The organism is Actimicrobium sp. CCC2.4, assembly GCF_034347385.1.
Taxonomy (GTDB): Bacteria; Pseudomonadota; Gammaproteobacteria; order Burkholderiales; family Burkholderiaceae_D; genus Actimicrobium.
Genome location: NZ_CP133777.1, coordinates 4034960 through 4052588, shown reverse-complemented (window position 1 = coordinate 4052588; position 17629 = coordinate 4034960). Strand labels below are relative to the sequence as shown.

Sequence of the window (17629 nt, the reverse complement as noted above, 5' to 3'; positions counted from 1 at the left end):
ACCATGACCCAACAACGCAAAGGTATCATTCTCGCCGGCGGCTCCGGCACCCGCTTGTATCCGGTGACCAAGGTCGTCTCCAAGCAGCTGCTGCCGATCTACGACAAGCCGATGATTTATTACCCGCTCAGCACCCTGATGCTGGCCGGTATCCGCGACATCCTGATCATCTCGACACCGCAAGACACACCGCGCTTCGAGCAATTGCTCGGCGATGGCAGTGCCTGGGGCCTCAATCTTCAGTATGCGGTGCAGCCTAGTCCAGATGGTCTCGCCCAAGCCTTCATCATCGGCAAGGACTTCATCGGCGATGCGCCTAGTGCGCTGGTCCTCGGCGACAACATTTTTTACGGTCACGACCTGCACAAGCAACTGGAGCAAGCAGATGCCCGCACCAGCGGCGCTACCGTCTTCGCGTATCACGTGCAAGATCCCGAGCGCTATGGCGTTGTCGATTTCGATGCGCAAGGTCATGCCACGAGCCTCGAAGAAAAGCCGGCAGTACCAAAGAGTAACTACGCCGTGACCGGCCTGTATTTCTATGACAACCAGGTCACCGGTATCGCGGCAGATCTGAAGCCGTCGGCGCGTGGTGAGCTGGAAATTACCGACCTCAATCGCGTTTATCTCGAGCGCAAGCAGCTTGATGTCGAAATCATGGGGCGGGGCTATGCGTGGCTCGATACCGGCACCCACGAAAGCCTGATCGAAGCCAGCAACTTCATCCAGACCATCGAGCATCGGCAAGGCTTGAAAGTGTGCTGCCCGGAAGAGATTGCCTTTCATAAGGGATTCATTGACGCGGCGCAGCTGGAAAAGCTGGCGCAGCCGCTGGCAAAAAATGGCTACGGTCAGTACCTGCTGCGCTTGTTGAAAGAAGGGACCATCCGGTGAACATCATCGTAACCAGTATTCCCGATGTCCTGATTATCGAACCGAAGGTGTTCGGTGACGAGCGCGGCTTCTTTTTTGAGAGTTTCAATAGTCGCCAGTTTAACGACGCGGTGGGGCGTGACGTGCAATTCGTCCAGGACAACCATTCCCGCTCTGCGAAGAATGTACTGCGCGGATTGCACTATCAGATCCAGCAGCCACAGGGCAAGCTGGTGCGTGCGGTGCAAGGCACTGTGTTTGATGTCGCGGTCGATATCCGCAAAAGCTCGCCGACTTTCGGCCAGCACGTTGGCGTGGAATTGTCGGCCGAGAACAAACGCATGCTGTGGGTGCCGGAAGGCTTTGCACACGGATTTGTGGTGCTGTCGGAGACGGCGGAGTTTCTTTACAAGACGACCGATTATTGGGCGCCGGAGTTTGAGCGGAGTATTGCTTGGAATGATGCAGAGATTGGGATTGATTGGCCCATGCAAAGTGCGCCGAATTTATCGGCGAAAGACAGTCAAGGAATGACATTGCATGATGCGGAAAAATTTTCATAAAAATATAACGAGTAATTAATAAATATTAATTAATTAAAATTTAGACGCATCTGAAGTTTTAATTTGATCAATTATTGGGATGACATTAAAGGAATTTGCATTGATCGCTTGTCCACTGATAGTTGATCTTGATGGCACCCTGATTCACACGGATATGCTCCATGAATCGACATTGAGAGCAGTACGAGATTTCCCTCTTGATACGTTACGTATTCCATATTGGCTATTACAAGGGAAGGCAGCGCTCAAGCAACAACTCGCTACCCGTACGGAATTTGATCCTGCCAATTTACCTTACAACGTCAGCTTGATCGTGTGGTTGAAGGAGCAACAAGAGCTAGGACGCACGTTGATTCTTTGCACCGCATCCGACCGGGAAATTGCGCTAGCCATTTCAACGCACCTCGGATTCTTTGATGAAGTAATGGCGAGTGACGGTGCAGTAAATTTAGCCGGTAAGCACAAGGCAGACGCGTTAGAACAGCGTTTCGGCAAGGGCGGATTTGATTATGTCGGCAACTCAAGTGCCGACCTTTTGGTGTGGAAAAGCGCTCGTCGAGCCATCGTCGTGAATGCGTCGTCGGAGTTGACCCACTTGGCTGCGCAGAATTGTGAAGTAGAGCGCGTGTTTCCTGCCGCTAAAGCGGGTTTATCCGGATGGCGCCGAGTCCTGCGCGTGCACCAGTGGATGAAGAACTTACTGTTATTTGTCCCGCTGTTCGCAGCTCACAAAGTTGCCGAGATAGACACATGGATGGCCATGATTCTGGCATTTGTTTCGTTCAGTCTTTGTGCCTCGTCGGTCTATATTGCGAATGACTTGCTGGATCTCGAAAGTGACCGTCAACACCCACGCAAGTGCAAACGACCCTTTGCCTCCGGATTAATACCTGCCTGGATGGGCGTAGTACTGGCACCAATATTGTTGCTGATCAGCGTGGTTCTTGGATTCCAGGTCGGGGGTACTTTTCTACCTTGGTTGGCGTTCTATTTTTTGCTGACATGCGCGTATTCCTGGGGACTCAAGCGTCTGGTGCTGCTGGATTGCTTGACCTTGGCAATGCTGTACACCCTGCGTATTGTTGCGGGCGCAGCAGCCGCAGAGATGCCGTTATCATTTTGGCTTCTCGCTTTTTCGGTCTTCCTTTTCTTGTCATTGGCTTTCGTTAAGCGTTATGCAGAATTGCAAGTGCAAGTAGGCAATGGAAAGCAAAAGGTACATGGTCGCGGCTACTACACATCCGATGCACCGCTGGTGCAAACGCTTGGCATCACATCCGGTTATGCGGCAGTAGTCGTTCTTGCGATGTATCTCAATAGCGAAGTCGTTCTGCAGTTATACCGCACGCCGGAATTCATCTGGGGTGCAGTGCCCGTCATTTTGTTCTGGGTGAGCTGGATCTGGATGCAAGCACACCGTGGAAACATGCATGACGATCCTGTTGTGTTTGCGGTCAAGGACAAAGCCAGTCTCTTTGCGGGGGCTGTATTCGTTGTTGTATTAGTGCTCGGTACGGTGGGTTGGCCGTGGTAGCCGTATCTTCCTGGGGCAGGCTCGGTCGGTGGGAACATGAAGTTCGCGCATTAACAGATCCTAGGCATGTGGCGAAGCAGTTGATAACCCCTAGTCCTGGGCTGGCATACGGCATGGGTCGCAGCTACGGAGACAGTTGTCTGAATCCTGATGGTGTCTTGTGGCAGACCACTGGCATGGACCGCTTTATTCAGTTCGATGCGGTGAGCGGTCTACTTATCTGCGAGGCGGGGGTGCTGCTGCGAGATATCCAGCGGATGGCAATTCCAAGAGGATGGATTCTTCCGGTCACTCCCGGTACGCAGATGGTGACTGTCGGCGGTGCAATTGCCAACGATATCCATGGCAAAAACCATCATGTACGTGGTTCATTTGGTGATCACGTGCAATTGCTTCAGATGATACGTACAGATGGGACGTTTATTGAGTGTGGCCCTGAACTGTTATCCGACTGGTTCGCAGCGACAGTCGGAGGCTTGGGATTAACCGGAATAATATTAAACGCCACGATACAACTGCGCCGAGTCGTCGGACCATGGTTGGCAACAGAAACGATTCCTTATGAAAATCTGAATCAGTTTTTCAATCTTGCCGATGAGTCGGAGTCGGAGTGGGAACATACCGTTTCCTGGATTGATTGCCTCTCGGGTAGCGGACGCGGCTTGTTCATGCGCGGCAATCCGCATGACGTCGGAGACCGCCCGGCACCAGTCAATCGCAAGCGTACGATGCCTGTGGTACCCCCAATCTCCTTGGTCAATAGCCTGTCGTTACGACCCTTTAATACGGCCTACTTCCATCTGAAAAAGTGGAAGGCACGTTCGAGCGTATCGCACTATGAGTCCTTTTTTTATCCATTAGATAACTTGCTGGAATGGAATCGTATGTACGGGCCACGGGGGTTCTATCAATATCAAAGTGTCGTGCCACGAGCGGTCGGGCAGGATGCAGTAAAAGAAATGTTGCATGAAATTGCGCGTTCTGGAGATGGCTCCTTTCTTGCTGTTTTAAAAACATTTGGCGACCGTCAACCTATCGGAATGCTCAGTTTTCCGCAACCTGGAGTGACTCTTGCGCTCGATTTCCCGAATCGGGGTGGCCGAACCTTGAAACTGTTTGATCGTCTAGACAGGATTGTGCGTGAGGCAGGTGGACGTATCTATCCAGCCAAGGATGCGCGCATGCCGCGTGACCTGTTCGAAGCCGGGTATCCCCGGCTCCCGGAATTTATAAAATATCGCGATTCGGGCATCAGCTCGGCGCTTTCACGCAGACTATTAGGAAATTAATTCGTGTCAAATACAAAAAAGCGGATCGTTATTATTGGCGCTACTTCGTCCATGGCCGAACATTGTGCGCGGCTGTGGGTCAAGGAGGGGGCTGTTGATCTGGTTCTGGTGGGGCGTAATGCTGACAAAACAGAACGCGTAGCCGCTGATCTGCGGGTGCGCAGCCCTGCATCGCTTATTCGTGTGATTCAAACCAACTTTACCGATCCGAGAACAATTACCGAATTAACTGCCGCGATCGTTGCCGAGAGTGTCATTGACGTTGTCTTGATTGCTCACGGATCTTTGCCAGATCAGGCTAATTGCCAGCAAGACCTTGCCCTCAACTTCGAAGCACTGAACATCAATGGCATATCTCCAGTGTTATTCGCAGAGGCGTTTGCAGGAGCAATGCAAAAGGAAAATCATGGAACACTGGCAATCATTGGTTCGGTAGCCGGCGATCGGGGACGCAAATCCAACTATGTCTATGGTGCCGCCAAAGGACTGGTGACTCGTTATGCCCAAGGTCTGCAACATCGGTTGGCCGCAACGAAGGTCAAGGTGGTGTTAGTGAAGCCGGGTCCAACCGACACGCCAATGACGGCGCAGTTGAAGCAACAGGGGGGGCGCATGGCTAGCGTTGAAGACGTTGCGCAATGCATTGTGACGGGAATTGCGAAAGGCAAGCCTGTTGTGTATGCACCCGCAAAATGGGAAGTTGTGATGATGGTTATTCGGCATTTGCCGAGGTTTATATTTAATAAAATGGATATTTAGAGCATCTCGTTGTGAGGTAGATATAAAAAAATTTACTACCGATTTTTCAAATTAATTAGCATAACATCGCCTAAATGCTTGTTCTTTGATTTTCGTAAGCATAGCATCTAATTGATATAGCTTAGATTTTTGTAGTTTATAAAGCTGTATAGATTTAATGTCCATTAGTTGTGTATGTCACCTTCATTTTGGATTTAATATTTTAAAATAATTATGAGAAATATAAAAATTTATCTTCTGTTTTTTGTATCAATATTTGTAGTGGGGTCATTTTCATATCTGGCTCGTTCCTACCAATTAGATGATGCCTTAATTTATTTGAGATATATTAAAAATTTTCAAGAGGGAATGGGACTTGTTTATAATCCAGGTGAGAAATTTAACGGACTAACATCACCGCTTTTTTCTTACATTATTTTGCTGGCATCATTTGTCTTTAAAGATTTGCAAGCGGCCACAATTTTGGTGTCATCGGTACTATTTTCTTTGTCAGTCATTTTTTCCGCAAAAATATTTAGTAAAGACTTAGGCGCTGAGATTCTAACAGTAGTTGTAATTGGATCATTCTCTTTCTTCTATCTGACATTTGGTATGGAGACGCCTTTATTTTTGATGCTTATTGGTCTATCACTTTACCTTTATAAAATTGAATCCATATATGTATTCATAGCACTCACTCTGTTGGTTATTACCAGAAGTGAAGGGGTTTTCCTTGCTGCAGTAATTTTAATAGATTATATAATTCGAGAAAAAAAACTTCCAAAGATTAATATAATTGTGATCTCAATTATCATTTTTTCACTTCCATTCATGGTGAACTATTATTATTATGGTGATTTACTACCTGCTACTGGTAGCGCGAAAATCGGACAAGGAAAATCTGGATTGTGGGGTGATGGTCGAATTTTTTTGAATGTAAAATATTTAATAGACTGGGCATTTTCAGGTAGTTATTTTTCTTTGCTATTTAATATTTCTTTTTCTTTTTATGGGTTCCTCTTATTAATTAAAGAGAGAATCGCTATTATTTCTGTGATATTTGCAGTTTTATTGTTTTCTTTTTACTTTATTTTAAATATACCTAATTACCATTGGTACTACGCTCCTTTTTTCTATTTGCTGCTAATTTTTTCGTGCAAAGGTATTTGGGAGGCTTTTCTAATTTTGAAAAATATCAAAAATGACTTTACCAGAACGGCAGGTATATTTATTTTAATTTCAATGGTATTAATTTCACTATCAAAAACAGTTTCATTTGACCTTAAAGGTGGTAACGATAATTACCAGAAAATTGGTCTGTGGATTAAAGAAAACACCCCAAAAAATGCGTCTATTGCTATGGTTGAAATTGGCACAGTGGGTTGGTACGCCGACAGAAAAATTGTAGATATTTTAGGATTGGTCAATAAATACAATGCAGATCATATTGGAAATAGAGAGTTTTTTGGGTGGCTTACACATTATCAGCCAGATTACATTCTAAGACACCAACCAGTATGGCCTCATGAGCAAAGTGTGCTGTCACTTGAAGTAAAGAAATATTATGAGTCAGTAGAGAAGTTTAAATTTGCAGGATTTTCTTTGTTGAAAAAAACAACCCAAGGTAGTGATTTAGATATTGAAAAATTTGCAAAAAATGAAAAAAGAACGGTTGGGGTACTTGAACTAATGGAGAAGTCCAGTGAAATAGGCGCACCATATGTGATGATGGAGGGACAAAATTTATTCGCTCATGCCCCAAGTTTGATGAAATATATTATTCCAGATAATTCTGAAAATATTGACGTGACATATGGGCTCAAGGAAGACGCTGAGGGAAAGCATTTTGGTGTTTGTTTTGAAATCATAAAAGCATCGAACGGTCAAACATTGATGAACGATTGTATAAACAAACAGTCGAAAAAAATTGACTTTTTAAAGAGTAAATCTTTGCCATTATCAATCAATAAAGGTGATGCGTTGATTTTTAAAACAACCTGCATGGCATCTTGTGATGCAGCGTGGGCTTTTTGGTCATTAGTAAAGATTTACTAATTACATAAATCATGACTAGGCAAGTATTTCTATTTTTATTGGTTGGTGGAATTTCTGCATTAATAAATTTTTCGTCAAGAATTTTTTATAGCTTATGGATGGGATATTCTGCTGCAATAGTTTTTGCATACATTACCGGAATGGTTTTTGCATATTTTTTATTTCGTATTTTTGTATTTAAAGTACAAAGGCAATATACATTTCGCTCTGGTGCATATTTTATTTTGGTCAACCTTGTGGGGATATTGCAGGCATGGCTGATTAGCGTTGGTCTCGTCAATTATCTGTTTCCTATTTTGGAATTTGACTTTTATAATTTAGAAATAGCCCACTCTATCGGAATTTTAGTACCTGCGTTCACTAGTTATTTTGGTCATAAGTGGTTGTCATTCTCATGATGAAATAAATTATTATTATTATTGTCAGAAAAAAATATAGATATTTTTTTATCGCATGAAGAAGTTAATTTCTAAAAATTTTTGATGAATAAGTCAAGGTAGCATAATAATGAGTATATTAGAAACCAATAGCACTGAAAACAGTGCTAAAAATCTCGCATCACACGACGAAAAAAACGACCTGTTAAGAGGCATCGCCGCCTATCAAGTCTGGGGTACTCTCGGTTGGCACGATATCAAACAACGCTACCGCCGATCCGTATTAGGTCCCTTCTGGTTCACACTCAGTACCGCCATCTTAGTACTTGTGCTGGGAGCACTTTATTCAACGTTGCTCAACCAAGAGATACATAATTATTTGCCTTATCTGGCTGTTGGTTTGGTAGTTTGGCAATATCTTGCAGCGTCGGTAACCGAAGGTTGTACTGCGTTCATTGGCTCTACTTATTTGATCAAGCAAATCCGCTTGCCTTTGACAGTACATGTGTGTCGCATTGCTTGGCGAAACTTTGCCATCCTCCTGCATAGTCTTCCTGTTGTTGTAGTAATGCTGATCATTTTTGGTAAATGGCCAACTATTGAATTTTTGCTACTTCCGTTAGGACTCTTCATCCTCCTTTTACACGGAGTCTGGCTTGGTATAGTTCTTGGAGTGTTATCTGCCAGGTTCCGCGATATTTCGCCGATTGTCACTAACCTGGTTCAAGTAGCCTTCTTTTTCACTCCTGTAATGTGGTCACCGGAAATTTTGAAAGACAGAGCATGGGTTGCCCATTACAACCCGCTGTATCACATGATTGAATTAATCCGCGCACCGATTACCGGACGTCCAATACTTTGGGAGTCGTGGGCATGGTCGATCGGTTTTCTGGTCATTGGCTTCTTCTTCGCTCAGTTTTTGATGCGTCGTTATCGTAATCGTGTTCCTTACTGGTTGTAATGCTATGTCTACTTTTATTGCTGCAAAAGATATTTCAGTCGAATTCCCCATTTATGAGAACTCCCATCGATCGCTCAAAAAGGTAGTACTAAATATTTCCACAGGCGGAAAAATCGGTAAGGATGCTGGCCGGCATTCAATTGTTAGATCGCTTGATAATTTGAGTTTCAACTTCGACGAGGGCGCTCGTGTCGGATTGGTTGGACATAACGGGTCCGGGAAGACAACGCTGCTTCGTGTGCTGGCAGGTGTTTATGCGCCGGTGCGGGGGGAGCTGAAGTTGCAAGGCAGGATAGCGTCCTTGCTCGATGTATCGATGGGTCTGGATCCAGATGCGACCGGTTTTGAAAACATTTATTTGCGTGGCATCCTGGATGGTTTAAAGCCAGCGAAGATCAGAGACAAAATCGATGAGATTGCCGACTTTAGCGAGTTAGGTGAATATCTGAATCTGCCTGTTCGTACCTATTCAAGCGGGATGATGCTGCGATTGGCGTTCGCTATTTCGACCAGCATCGAGGCAGATATCATCATCATGGATGAATGGTTGAGCGTTGGTGATGCGGCATTCAGCGCCAAAGCTGCCGTGCGCCTAGAAAGGTTAGTTGGCAAAGCGGCGATTCTGGTGGTTGCCACGCATGATCCTGCATTAATTAAACGGCTATGTAACCGGAAAATCAGTCTTGAACATGGTCGCATTGTGTCTGATGAAGTCATCATTCCCTCCAAGGCGGCAAATCTTGTGAAGGAATAAAATTCCTTTTCAATTATCTATTTGTAAATAATCTAACTGGTGCCAAGCTGTATTCATGATTCGAGCAGATCATCCTTTATTAAAATTTGGTGAAAGCGTATTCGCCAATCAACCTTTCAAAGCACTGAAAGGGTTAGCCAGCGCCTATATCGCTTATCCGATCGCCGAAAGTCGCGAGAAACGTGTTGTCCGTTCAAAATTGGCGGCACTTCGGCGGCACTATAAATTGCCATTTCAGCAGCGTCTGCAAATAGCACGAGATGAGCTTGTTAATAGCCTGTGTTTCGCGCAACAGTCGGTTCCTTACTATCGGGATTTGTTTGCCGAACTGAATTTTTATCCGGAAATGGTCAGGAAAGATATCGCATACCTCAATGTCTTGCCTTATTTGACCAAAGACATCATCCGGGAGCAAGGCGCGCGAATGTATTCGAAGCCGCTGTCGGAGATTCCTCATCATGCTTGTAAAACCGGCGGATCGACCGGACTTTCCTGCGTTGTTTACTACGACCAAGAAGGTGCTGATTATTCTTCGGCGGTGACGCTCTATGCGCGTGAGCGCGTCGGAAAACTGAAATTCAGGAACGAACTGCATTTTGCTTGCAAGTTCCCTGATGGAACAGTCCAGCAATGGCCTACGCGAGAAGACTTCAAATGTTTTGCGATGAATCGGAGCAATATCTTTTTTGATCGCATAGACGATCAGGGACTTGAAGAAATCTGGTCGACGTTATTGCGTCGTCGTCCGTATATGGCGCATGCTCATCCGTCGACAATTTATGCGCTGGCCTGTTATGTCGAACGACAATACGGCGGTGGCAAAGCATTTGAGGTGTTCGAGTCCAGTGGCGAGTTACTCGAGCCTTACATGCGAGAGACGATTGCGCGTGCATTGCGCTGTCGGGTCGTGGACCGGTATGGCCTTGCCGAATTGGGTGTCATGGCCTACGAGGTCAATGACAGCGATGGTGGATTGCAGGTATTCGAATCCGAGGGTTGGCCAGAGAGTCGGGCACTCGAAGAGGGTGGTCATGAACTGGTTTTTACGGCTTTTCGGAATCGCTTGATGCCGTTAATTCGTTATGCGACCGGCGACCTTGCCGAGGTAGCTCAACGGGATAATGGTTTTTTTCTGGAGAACGTTGTCGGGCGCATTCATGATGTCGTGCCGATTAACGGGGTCGCTCATCCAACTCACCATATTCAGGACATGCTGGATCATCGCGTAGGTGGCATTCAAGAGTTCCAGATTGACCTTCGCGTTTCTCCGCCACTATTGCGGATCGTTCTGGAACCCCATGCAAATTCTGCTGAGATATCGGCAAAAATTAACGCCTTCTGGCCGGACGCGTTTGCGATCGACTATGTGGATCATGATGCATTCATTCGCGTTGGTCACCGATCAAAATTCAGACATGTGGTGACGGCATGATAGGCGTACTTTTTCAGACAAAAGATCTGCTGGCGGGCCAACTTGCGCTTGCCGCCCTCCGGCGTTCGGTGACTTCGACGCAGGCTGTGCGGACCAGTATTGCGTCGCTCGGTACCAACAAAATTGATACCGTGGTCGTGATTAACGCCACGCCCCGTGACTGCGGGAATCTCCGTGACTGGTTGGCAGAGGGTTCGCGCAAGTTGCTCTTGCTTGGTGATATGCCCGAGTCATTCGCCTCGGAGCTTGGATGTGTGCCTGCCCAGTGGCCGGAAGGCTCTGACGGTTGGAGTATCAGCGTTCCTGCTCCGGCTTATGGACTCGCCGAGAGTGCCGCATCGATCAGGTATTCAGCGCTGGCGCATCGTCTGGACGGCAGGGAGTGGAGACGTCCGCTGATGCGATTTGATTTCACGGATGAGTGGAATAATCTCGGATACGGGGCGATACGTGCTGACGGCTCGGCGTGGGGACTGGGAAGTGCCTGGCAAGTTCCAGTTCAAAACGAACTCGCCAGCCTGCAGATCAATGACGTTTCCCACGGCAGTTACGCAGCACTTTTTGATCGTTCGACTACGTCGATTCTCTGGTTTAACCGGGCGGTCGGACCGATCGATTCTTTTGAATGGCGACTTGTGGAAAGCTTTTTGTCGTCCTATCGCCATCAGGAACTGACTTGTCATCCGGTCCTTCGGGAGATTCCCTGGGGATACGATGCAGCCATCACCATGCGGTTGGATTGTGACGAGGATATCGAGTCTGCACGCGCGTTGTGGAATGCCTACCGCGAAATGGACGTGCCTTTTTCGCTGGCTGTTCACACCAGCAATCTTGAAGCAGAAAAAAACCACGGCATTCTGCGCGAGTTAATCGATAGTGGCGGCAGCGTGCTGTCCCACACGAAGACGCATGCGCCTAACTGGGGCGGCAATTACGATGCCGCAATGGTGGAAGGTGCCATGTCGGCGGACGAGATCAAACAAGTTACCGGAATAACCGTGAAATATGCGGTATCGCCATTCCATCAGAGTCCGGACTACGCACTCGCCGCGCTGGCAGATGCGGGCTATCAGGGATGCATCGGAGGAATTATTCGCAATGATCCGGAATTTAACCTGGCTCGCGGCGGATATCTTGCGAATCTGCCGCAAGGATTTGTGGGGCATAGCCAGCAATGCATGTTGCATGGCGAATCCATGCTGTCGGAAGGTGATTCGCTGCGCATTTTCAAGGAGGCGTTTGATGTTGCCTATGAAACGAATACCTTGTTTGGCTACCTTGATCACCCGTTTTCTGATCGCTACCAGTATGGCTGGCAAGATGAAGACTCACGCATTGATGCCCATCGACGATTCGTTGAGCACATACGCACGCGGGCATCGCAACCCCTCTTCATGAACGAAAACGATGCGCTTGATTTCCTCGGCATGAAGTCTGAAGCGAAAGTCGTTGGCGCTGCCGGTGGATTCAGTATCGACATTCCGTGCAGTCGAAACGGTCGTTCGGACTACGACCTTGCGGTTGAATTCAAGGGCCGTCATATGAAAGCCATTCATGGAGACCAGTTCGCATGAAGGTGATGGTTGCATTAGGTACGCGCCCGGAGGTGATCAAGCTGGCACCTGTCATTGCAGCATTGCGTGGCCGCGTTGACCTGGTTATTTGTTCGACCGGCCAGCACAGGGAAATGCTGCTGCAGGCATTGGAGGCTTTCGGGATTTGCCCGACCATGTCACTCGATACGATGAGTCCGGGGCAGTCGTTGAATATCTTGTCGTCTCGTCTCCTGTTTCAGATGGATGAAGCATTGGTTCGGGAGCGGCCCGACTGGATATTGGTGCAGGGCGATACGACAACCGCCTTTTGCTGTGGCCTTGCCGCCTTTCATCACGGCATTCGGATTGGCCATGTCGAAGCGGGATTGAGAACGGGGGATCTTGCTAATCCGTTTCCTGAAGAAGCGAATCGAACTTTGCTCACAAGGATCGCTACCCGGCATTTCGCACCAACCGGATTGGCACGGGATTGCCTGTTGTCGGAGGGAATACAACGCAAGGATGTTGTCGTCACGGGTAATACCGTCGTCGATGCCATCGTGCAATCTCAAAAGGCGCCGCAGCAACTGGCCGTGACGATACCGGATGTCGTTCGCACGCTATCCGGTGACCGGCCCATCGTCTTGATCACCTGTCACCGCCGGGAAAATTTTGGCGAAATGTTGGACGGCATCTGCCGCATGCTCAAGGGTTTGTGTGCCCGCTATCCCGATCACCAGTGGGTGTTCCCGGTCCACTTGAATCCGGCTGTGCAAGAGCCTGTTTTGCGCTTGCTGGGCAATATTCCTAACCTGATGTTGCTGGCGCCGGTCAGCTACCAGACCAGTCTCTACCTGATCAGTCGCAGTCAATTAATTGTGAGTGACTCTGGCGGGATCCAGGAAGAAGCCCCCTATTTTGGTGTTCCGGTGGTTGTCATGAGAACGCATACCGAGCGCCGGGAAGGCGTCGATGCCGGCTTTGCCACGCTAGCCGGACAGTCTCCTGATCGGATAGCGCAAGCGGTCATACATTGGCTGGATCATCCGGAGCAAGGTGCCAATCTGAAAAACAGGGCAAATCCGTACGGCGATGGTCATGCAGCGCAGCGGATCGTCTCCAGCCTGCTTGATGAGGAATTCGAGGAGTTTCATGGATGATCAGGCGCAAGATTGTGTGCCGCCTGGCGATTGCATCCTGTTTTCAACGGCAGACTGGCACACGCCGTACTGGACCAACAAGCAGCACACTGCCCGCTGGATGGCTGAAAGGGGATGGCGAATACTGTACGTTGAAAGTGTTGGTTTGCGTAATCCCGCTGCGTCCAGTCGTCGGGATTGGAACCGACTGTTTCGCCGCCTGATCAGGGGAGTCAATACCCTGATTGCCGGGCCAGAAGAAGTGGAGCCGAACCTGTGGGTGTTGCCGCCATTAATGTTCCCTGGCAAGCACCATGTTCCCGTGGTTCGCCTGTTTAATCAGGCCTTGCTCAGGTCCACGATTGCGCGGTTCCTGAAAAATAAACATAGCGTGCAACCGCTGGTATGGACCTATCACCCGTTCATGCTTGGTGCGATTGATAGCCTGGAGACCGGGAAATTGGCGTATCACTGCGTCGACGACCTAGCCGCTGTGCCAGGAGTGGATGCGCAGGCATTTAACCGTGAAGAGTTGTTGCTATTGAACCGATGTGATGCCGTTTTCACAACTTCCGAATCGTTAAGATTGAAGTGCGCACCGCATAACAGCAATACGTATTACCACCCGAATGTAGTTGATTTTGTGCACTTCAATAGCGCGCTGAATAAAACAGAAATACCGTTGGACCTGACGCATGTTGCCGAACCTCGTATCGTCTATCACGGCGTTCTGTCGGATTTTAAAGTTGATTTCGAGCTGATCAATGAGGCGACTCGATTGAGGCCCGACTGGCAATGGATATTTATCGGAGAAGAGCGCGAAGGCCAGAACAATACGGCGATAAAAACCCTACGCCAGCGATCCAACGTACATTTTTTGGGCTACAAGGATTACGACGATTTACCGCGATATCTGGCGCATATGGCAGTCGGCTTATTGCCAACACTGTTGAATGACTACACAAAATCAATGTTCCCTATGAAATATTATGAATACCTCGCGGCGGGCTTGCCCGTAGTCACCACGCCGCTGGATTTTAGCAAGACGTGTCACTCCGGTCTTGAAGTAGGGAGCGATGCGAACTCATTTGTGACCGCCATTGAAAAACAGATCATCCGCGGGAAACTGACCGCCGCGGAAGCAATCAAGTTTGTGGGTGTGAATACGTGGGGACAAAGAATGACCGCGATGTTGTCAATTTTGAGGAAAAGTAATTGAAAGTATTATTTGCTACTTACCCGATGGCGTTTCATACGCCGGGTGGCGGAGAGGTTCAGTTGCTTGCCTATAAAAAGCATCTGTCATCGCATGGTGTCGAGGTATCGCTGTTCGATCCCTGGAATCCTTGCTTCATGGACTATGACGCAGTGCATTTTTTTTCGTGTATCGGTGGTTCATCGCATTTTTGCCGGTTCATAAAACAACTTGGTCTGCCATTGTTCGTGTCGTCGAGTCTGTGGATGACGGAAGAAACAAAACACCTCTATCCGGCGGATGAAATACGAATCCAGCTGGAGCTGGCAGATTGTGTGGTGACCAATTCCGACCTGGAGTCGCAGATGCTATCCCGGGTACTGAGCTTGCCCCTGGATAAGTTTGAAACTGTCTATAACGGCGTTGACGATATTTTTTTTCAAACAGTTCCTCCTGAATTGTTCAGGAATAATTTCGATATACAGGAAAAATTTGTTCTGAACGTAGGAAATATCGAACCAAGAAAAAATCAGCTGGCGTTGATTCGGGCAATGAAACATTTTCCGGATATGAAGCTCGTACTAATCGGTCACAAGCGCGATGTTGCGTATGCAGACCAATGCATCGCGGTAGGTGGCGGCCAGGTAATCTACGTCGGTCCGATCGATCATTATTCACCGCTGCTGCGCTCGGCATACAGCGCATGTGAGTTATTCTGTTTGCCAAGTACGCTGGAAACACCGGGATTGGCCGCACTGGAGGCCTATGCATCGGGGTGCTCCATCGCCGTTACCGCAATTGGCTCCGCCAAAGAATACTTTTTTGATAATGTAAATTATGTCGATCCTGATGATGATGCCAGTATTGTGAAGGCGATAATTGAAATTATTGAAGTAAGGGAAATGCCAGACAGGCTCGTTACTCCAGCAAAAAATCCTGATTTTTTAAACTGGAATTCAGTTACTCAGCCCTTGAAAAATATTTATCGATCACGGATTAAAAAATGAATGTAAAGATTCTCCCTTTGGGAAATGTTGTAAAGTCATCTGACCAGGCTTATCAATGGGAAGCGACAAATGGTGATCCGCAGTTTGAATTTCAAGAATGGCAGAGGCTGGCAGGACGCAGGGTAGAAATTAATTTTAGGGTATTATCCAGAGATCCCATAATTTCACCAATAAAAATTTATCCAGATTCTGGAGAAGGTCTTACCGAATCATCAGCCATCACACTTGAATTATTTGAAAATGGCATTGTTAGCCAGGAAATTGTATTTCCGGCTAATTTAAAGGGCTTGAGATTCGACCCGTTGTCGCACAAAGGTTTTTTTTCAATTCTGGACATGAAAATTAAGTTGCTGCCAGCCAAAGACAGTTTTTATATATCAACACTCAAGAAAATAAATAAAAAGCTGTTCAAGAAAAATGTGGCGGTAACGACAAATAGCCTGGCAAATAGTCGCTCTTATCAGGCGTGGATAACGGCACATGAACCGAGACGCGATGAAATCCTGAAAATACGTCAATTATCGGAGAAATCAGAGAGTGATCCACTGATTAGCATCTTGATGCCTACGTACAATACACCGGGAAAATATCTAAAGGAAGCAATTGAATCCGTAAAAAACCAAATTTACGGAAACTGGGAGCTTTGCATAGCAGATGATTTTTCCACAGATACGGAATTAAAAGAAAAACTGATCGCCTACGAGAAAAGTGATCCGAGAATCAAGGTGGTTTTCAGAAGCGAAAATGGCCATATTAGCGCGGCATCCAATTCTGCCCTGGAATTGGCTACAGGATCGTATATCGCCCTGTTAGACCATGATGACGTCTTGCATCCGTTGGCTTTATATTGTGTTGCTGAAGTAATTAATAAAAATCCGGATGTGGCTTTAATTTATACTGACGAGGACAAGATAGCCGAAGATGGTTCGCGGTCGGATCCCTATTTCAAATGCTCGTTTAATTATGACTTGATGCTGGGCCAAAACATGATTTGTCACTTTGGCGTCTATAACGCCGAAGTAATGCGAAGCATAGGTAGTTTCAGGGAGGGTTTCGAAGGTGCCCAGGATTACGATCTGGCACTTCGCGTCCTCGATCACGCTGGCGAGGCGAAGATAAAGCACATCCCTCGCGTGTTGTACCACTGGCGTCTGCATGCACTTAGCACTTCTGCCAGCCATGAATCCAAGCCGTACGCGCAAGTTTCAGCCTTACGCGCTATTGCCGAGCATCTCGACAGAAAAGGTGTCGTCGGGACAGTCAGGCAAGCGCCATCCCAAAACGGTTTTAACCAGGTTTGTTACGCCTTGCCAGCGATATTGCCATCGGTCGAAATCATTATCCCGACGCGAGATGCGGCTAAATTAGTACGTCAATGCATCGAATCGATTGTTGAAAAGACCGATTACAAAAATTATTCGATTACTATTATCGATAACGGATCGGTAGAAGAAGCGACATTCGAATTGTTTGATGAAATTAAAAGCGACTCCAGAATAAGAGTAGTTCGTGATGAATTGCCATTTAATTACTCTGCCTTAAATAATCGAATTGCACTTGCAAGTCAGGCTGATTTTGTTTGCCTGATGAATAATGATATTGAAGTGATCAATGATAACTGGCTAAGCGAGATGGTTTCACTCGCGATCCAGCCCAATGTTGGCTGTGTCGGGGCCAAGTTGCTTTATCCGGATGGCGGATTGCAGCATGGCGGTGTCATCATCGGTGTCGGTGGCGTTGCGGGGCACTCACATAAACGTTTTCCCGGTTCTAGCCCAGGCTATTTTGCCCGTGCGGTGCTTAGAAGTTCAATGAGTGCAGTAACGGCCGCTTGCCTGGTCGTACGTCAAACTATCTTCAAGGATGTTGGTGGCCTCGATGAGAAATTACAGATTGCGTTCAATGATGTAGATTTTTGTCTCAGGGTAAAAAATCAGGGGTACAGAAATATCTGGACGCCTTATGCCGAGCTTTATCATCATGAATCTGCCACTCGCGGGTATGAAGATACGCCCGAAAAAATATCTCGATTCAATTCCGAGGTGGATTATATTAAATCCAGATGGGGAGAAAGTTTATTGCGCGATCCTTGTTATTCTCCGAATTTGACTCTTGAAAGTGAGGATTTTGCTTATGCATGGCCTCCAAGAGTCGAAAATATTATGGTGAAATAAGCG

At 47.2% G+C, this 17629-nt stretch carries 15 protein-coding genes; all 15 read left to right on the top strand.

Features of this window, described 5'->3' with window-relative positions:
• Positions 1-3: 3 nt before the first annotated feature.
• The 15 genes from rfbA (at position 4) to RHM62_RS18535 (ending at position 17626) form a co-directional block, all read left to right on the top strand.
• Entirely contained in the window at positions 4-894 is an 891-nt protein-coding gene (gene rfbA, locus RHM62_RS18605) for a glucose-1-phosphate thymidylyltransferase RfbA (RefSeq protein ID WP_322123510.1), read from the top strand.
• Positions 891-1436 carry a dTDP-4-dehydrorhamnose 3,5-epimerase gene (rfbC, locus tag RHM62_RS18600; protein ID WP_322123509.1) on the top strand — a complete coding sequence of 182 codons (546 nt, stop codon included), beginning with the start codon at positions 891-893 and terminating at the stop codon, positions 1434-1436. The genes rfbA and rfbC overlap by 4 nt, the downstream gene beginning before the upstream one ends.
• Positions 1437-1536: 100 nt before the next feature.
• Positions 1537-2970: a UbiA family prenyltransferase gene (locus tag RHM62_RS18595; RefSeq protein ID WP_322123508.1), complete on the top strand. Its 1434-nt coding sequence runs from the start codon at positions 1537-1539 to the stop codon at positions 2968-2970.
• Positions 2964-4259, top strand: coding sequence for an FAD-binding oxidoreductase (locus tag RHM62_RS18590; RefSeq protein WP_416172273.1), 1296 nt, complete (start codon positions 2964-2966; stop codon positions 4257-4259). The genes RHM62_RS18595 and RHM62_RS18590 overlap by 7 nt, the downstream gene beginning before the upstream one ends.
• Positions 4260-4262: 3 nt before the next feature.
• On the top strand, positions 4263-5018 hold the full coding sequence (locus RHM62_RS18585; protein WP_322123506.1) for an SDR family NAD(P)-dependent oxidoreductase: 756 nt from the start codon (positions 4263-4265) through the stop codon (positions 5016-5018).
• A gap of 213 nt (positions 5019-5231) precedes the next feature.
• Positions 5232-7052 carry a hypothetical protein gene (locus RHM62_RS18580; RefSeq protein ID WP_322123505.1) on the top strand — a complete coding sequence of 607 codons (1821 nt, stop codon included), beginning with the start codon at positions 5232-5234 and terminating at the stop codon, positions 7050-7052.
• 11 nt (positions 7053-7063) lie between these two features.
• A complete protein-coding gene (locus RHM62_RS18575; RefSeq protein ID WP_322123504.1) occupies positions 7064-7450 on the top strand; it encodes a GtrA family protein in 387 nt (128 codons plus the stop codon).
• A gap of 109 nt (positions 7451-7559) precedes the next feature.
• Complete coding sequence (locus tag RHM62_RS18570; protein ID WP_322123503.1) at positions 7560-8390, top strand: ABC transporter permease; 831 nt, start codon at positions 7560-7562, stop codon at positions 8388-8390.
• Between the two features lie 4 nt (positions 8391-8394).
• A complete protein-coding gene (locus RHM62_RS18565; protein ID WP_322123502.1) occupies positions 8395-9144 on the top strand; it encodes an ABC transporter ATP-binding protein in 750 nt (249 codons plus the stop codon).
• Positions 9145-9202: 58 nt separating this feature from the next.
• Positions 9203-10576, top strand: coding sequence for a phenylacetate--CoA ligase family protein (locus tag RHM62_RS18560; protein ID WP_322125448.1), 1374 nt, complete (start codon positions 9203-9205; stop codon positions 10574-10576).
• Entirely contained in the window at positions 10573-12150 is a 1578-nt protein-coding gene (locus RHM62_RS18555; protein WP_322123501.1) for a polysaccharide deacetylase family protein, read from the top strand. The genes RHM62_RS18560 and RHM62_RS18555 overlap by 4 nt, the downstream gene beginning before the upstream one ends.
• The gene (gene wecB, locus RHM62_RS18550) at positions 12147-13271 is read left to right on the top strand and encodes a non-hydrolyzing UDP-N-acetylglucosamine 2-epimerase (RefSeq protein WP_322123500.1); all 1125 of its coding nucleotides are present in this window, start codon (positions 12147-12149) and stop codon (positions 13269-13271) included. Before RHM62_RS18555 ends, wecB begins: the two co-directional genes overlap by 4 nt.
• Positions 13264-14469 (top strand): glycosyltransferase, encoded by a 1206-nt coding sequence (locus tag RHM62_RS18545; protein ID WP_322123499.1) that lies wholly within the window; start codon positions 13264-13266, stop codon positions 14467-14469. Before wecB ends, RHM62_RS18545 begins: the two co-directional genes overlap by 8 nt.
• Positions 14466-15452 (top strand): glycosyltransferase family 4 protein, encoded by a 987-nt coding sequence (locus tag RHM62_RS18540; protein WP_322123498.1) that lies wholly within the window; start codon positions 14466-14468, stop codon positions 15450-15452. The genes RHM62_RS18545 and RHM62_RS18540 overlap by 4 nt, the downstream gene beginning before the upstream one ends.
• Entirely contained in the window at positions 15449-17626 is a 2178-nt protein-coding gene (locus RHM62_RS18535; protein ID WP_322123497.1) for a glycosyltransferase family 2 protein, read from the top strand. Before RHM62_RS18540 ends, RHM62_RS18535 begins: the two co-directional genes overlap by 4 nt.
• Positions 17627-17629: the final 3 nt, after the last annotated feature.

Coding starts and splice junctions, on each gene's coding strand:
- rfbA (WP_322123510.1), top strand. CDS start 4: ATGACCCAACAACGCAAAGGTATCATTCTCGCCGGCGGCTCCGGCACC.
- RHM62_RS18580 (WP_322123505.1), top strand. CDS start 5,232: ATGAGAAATATAAAAATTTATCTTCTGTTTTTTGTATCAATATTTGTA.
- RHM62_RS18575 (WP_322123504.1), top strand. CDS start 7,064: ATGACTAGGCAAGTATTTCTATTTTTATTGGTTGGTGGAATTTCTGCA.
- RHM62_RS18570 (WP_322123503.1), top strand. CDS start 7,560: ATGAGTATATTAGAAACCAATAGCACTGAAAACAGTGCTAAAAATCTC.
- RHM62_RS18565 (WP_322123502.1), top strand. CDS start 8,395: ATGTCTACTTTTATTGCTGCAAAAGATATTTCAGTCGAATTCCCCATT.
- RHM62_RS18555 (WP_322123501.1), top strand. CDS start 10,573: ATGATAGGCGTACTTTTTCAGACAAAAGATCTGCTGGCGGGCCAACTT.
- wecB (WP_322123500.1), top strand. CDS start 12,147: ATGAAGGTGATGGTTGCATTAGGTACGCGCCCGGAGGTGATCAAGCTG.
- RHM62_RS18545 (WP_322123499.1), top strand. CDS start 13,264: ATGGATGATCAGGCGCAAGATTGTGTGCCGCCTGGCGATTGCATCCTG.
- RHM62_RS18535 (WP_322123497.1), top strand. CDS start 15,449: ATGAATGTAAAGATTCTCCCTTTGGGAAATGTTGTAAAGTCATCTGAC.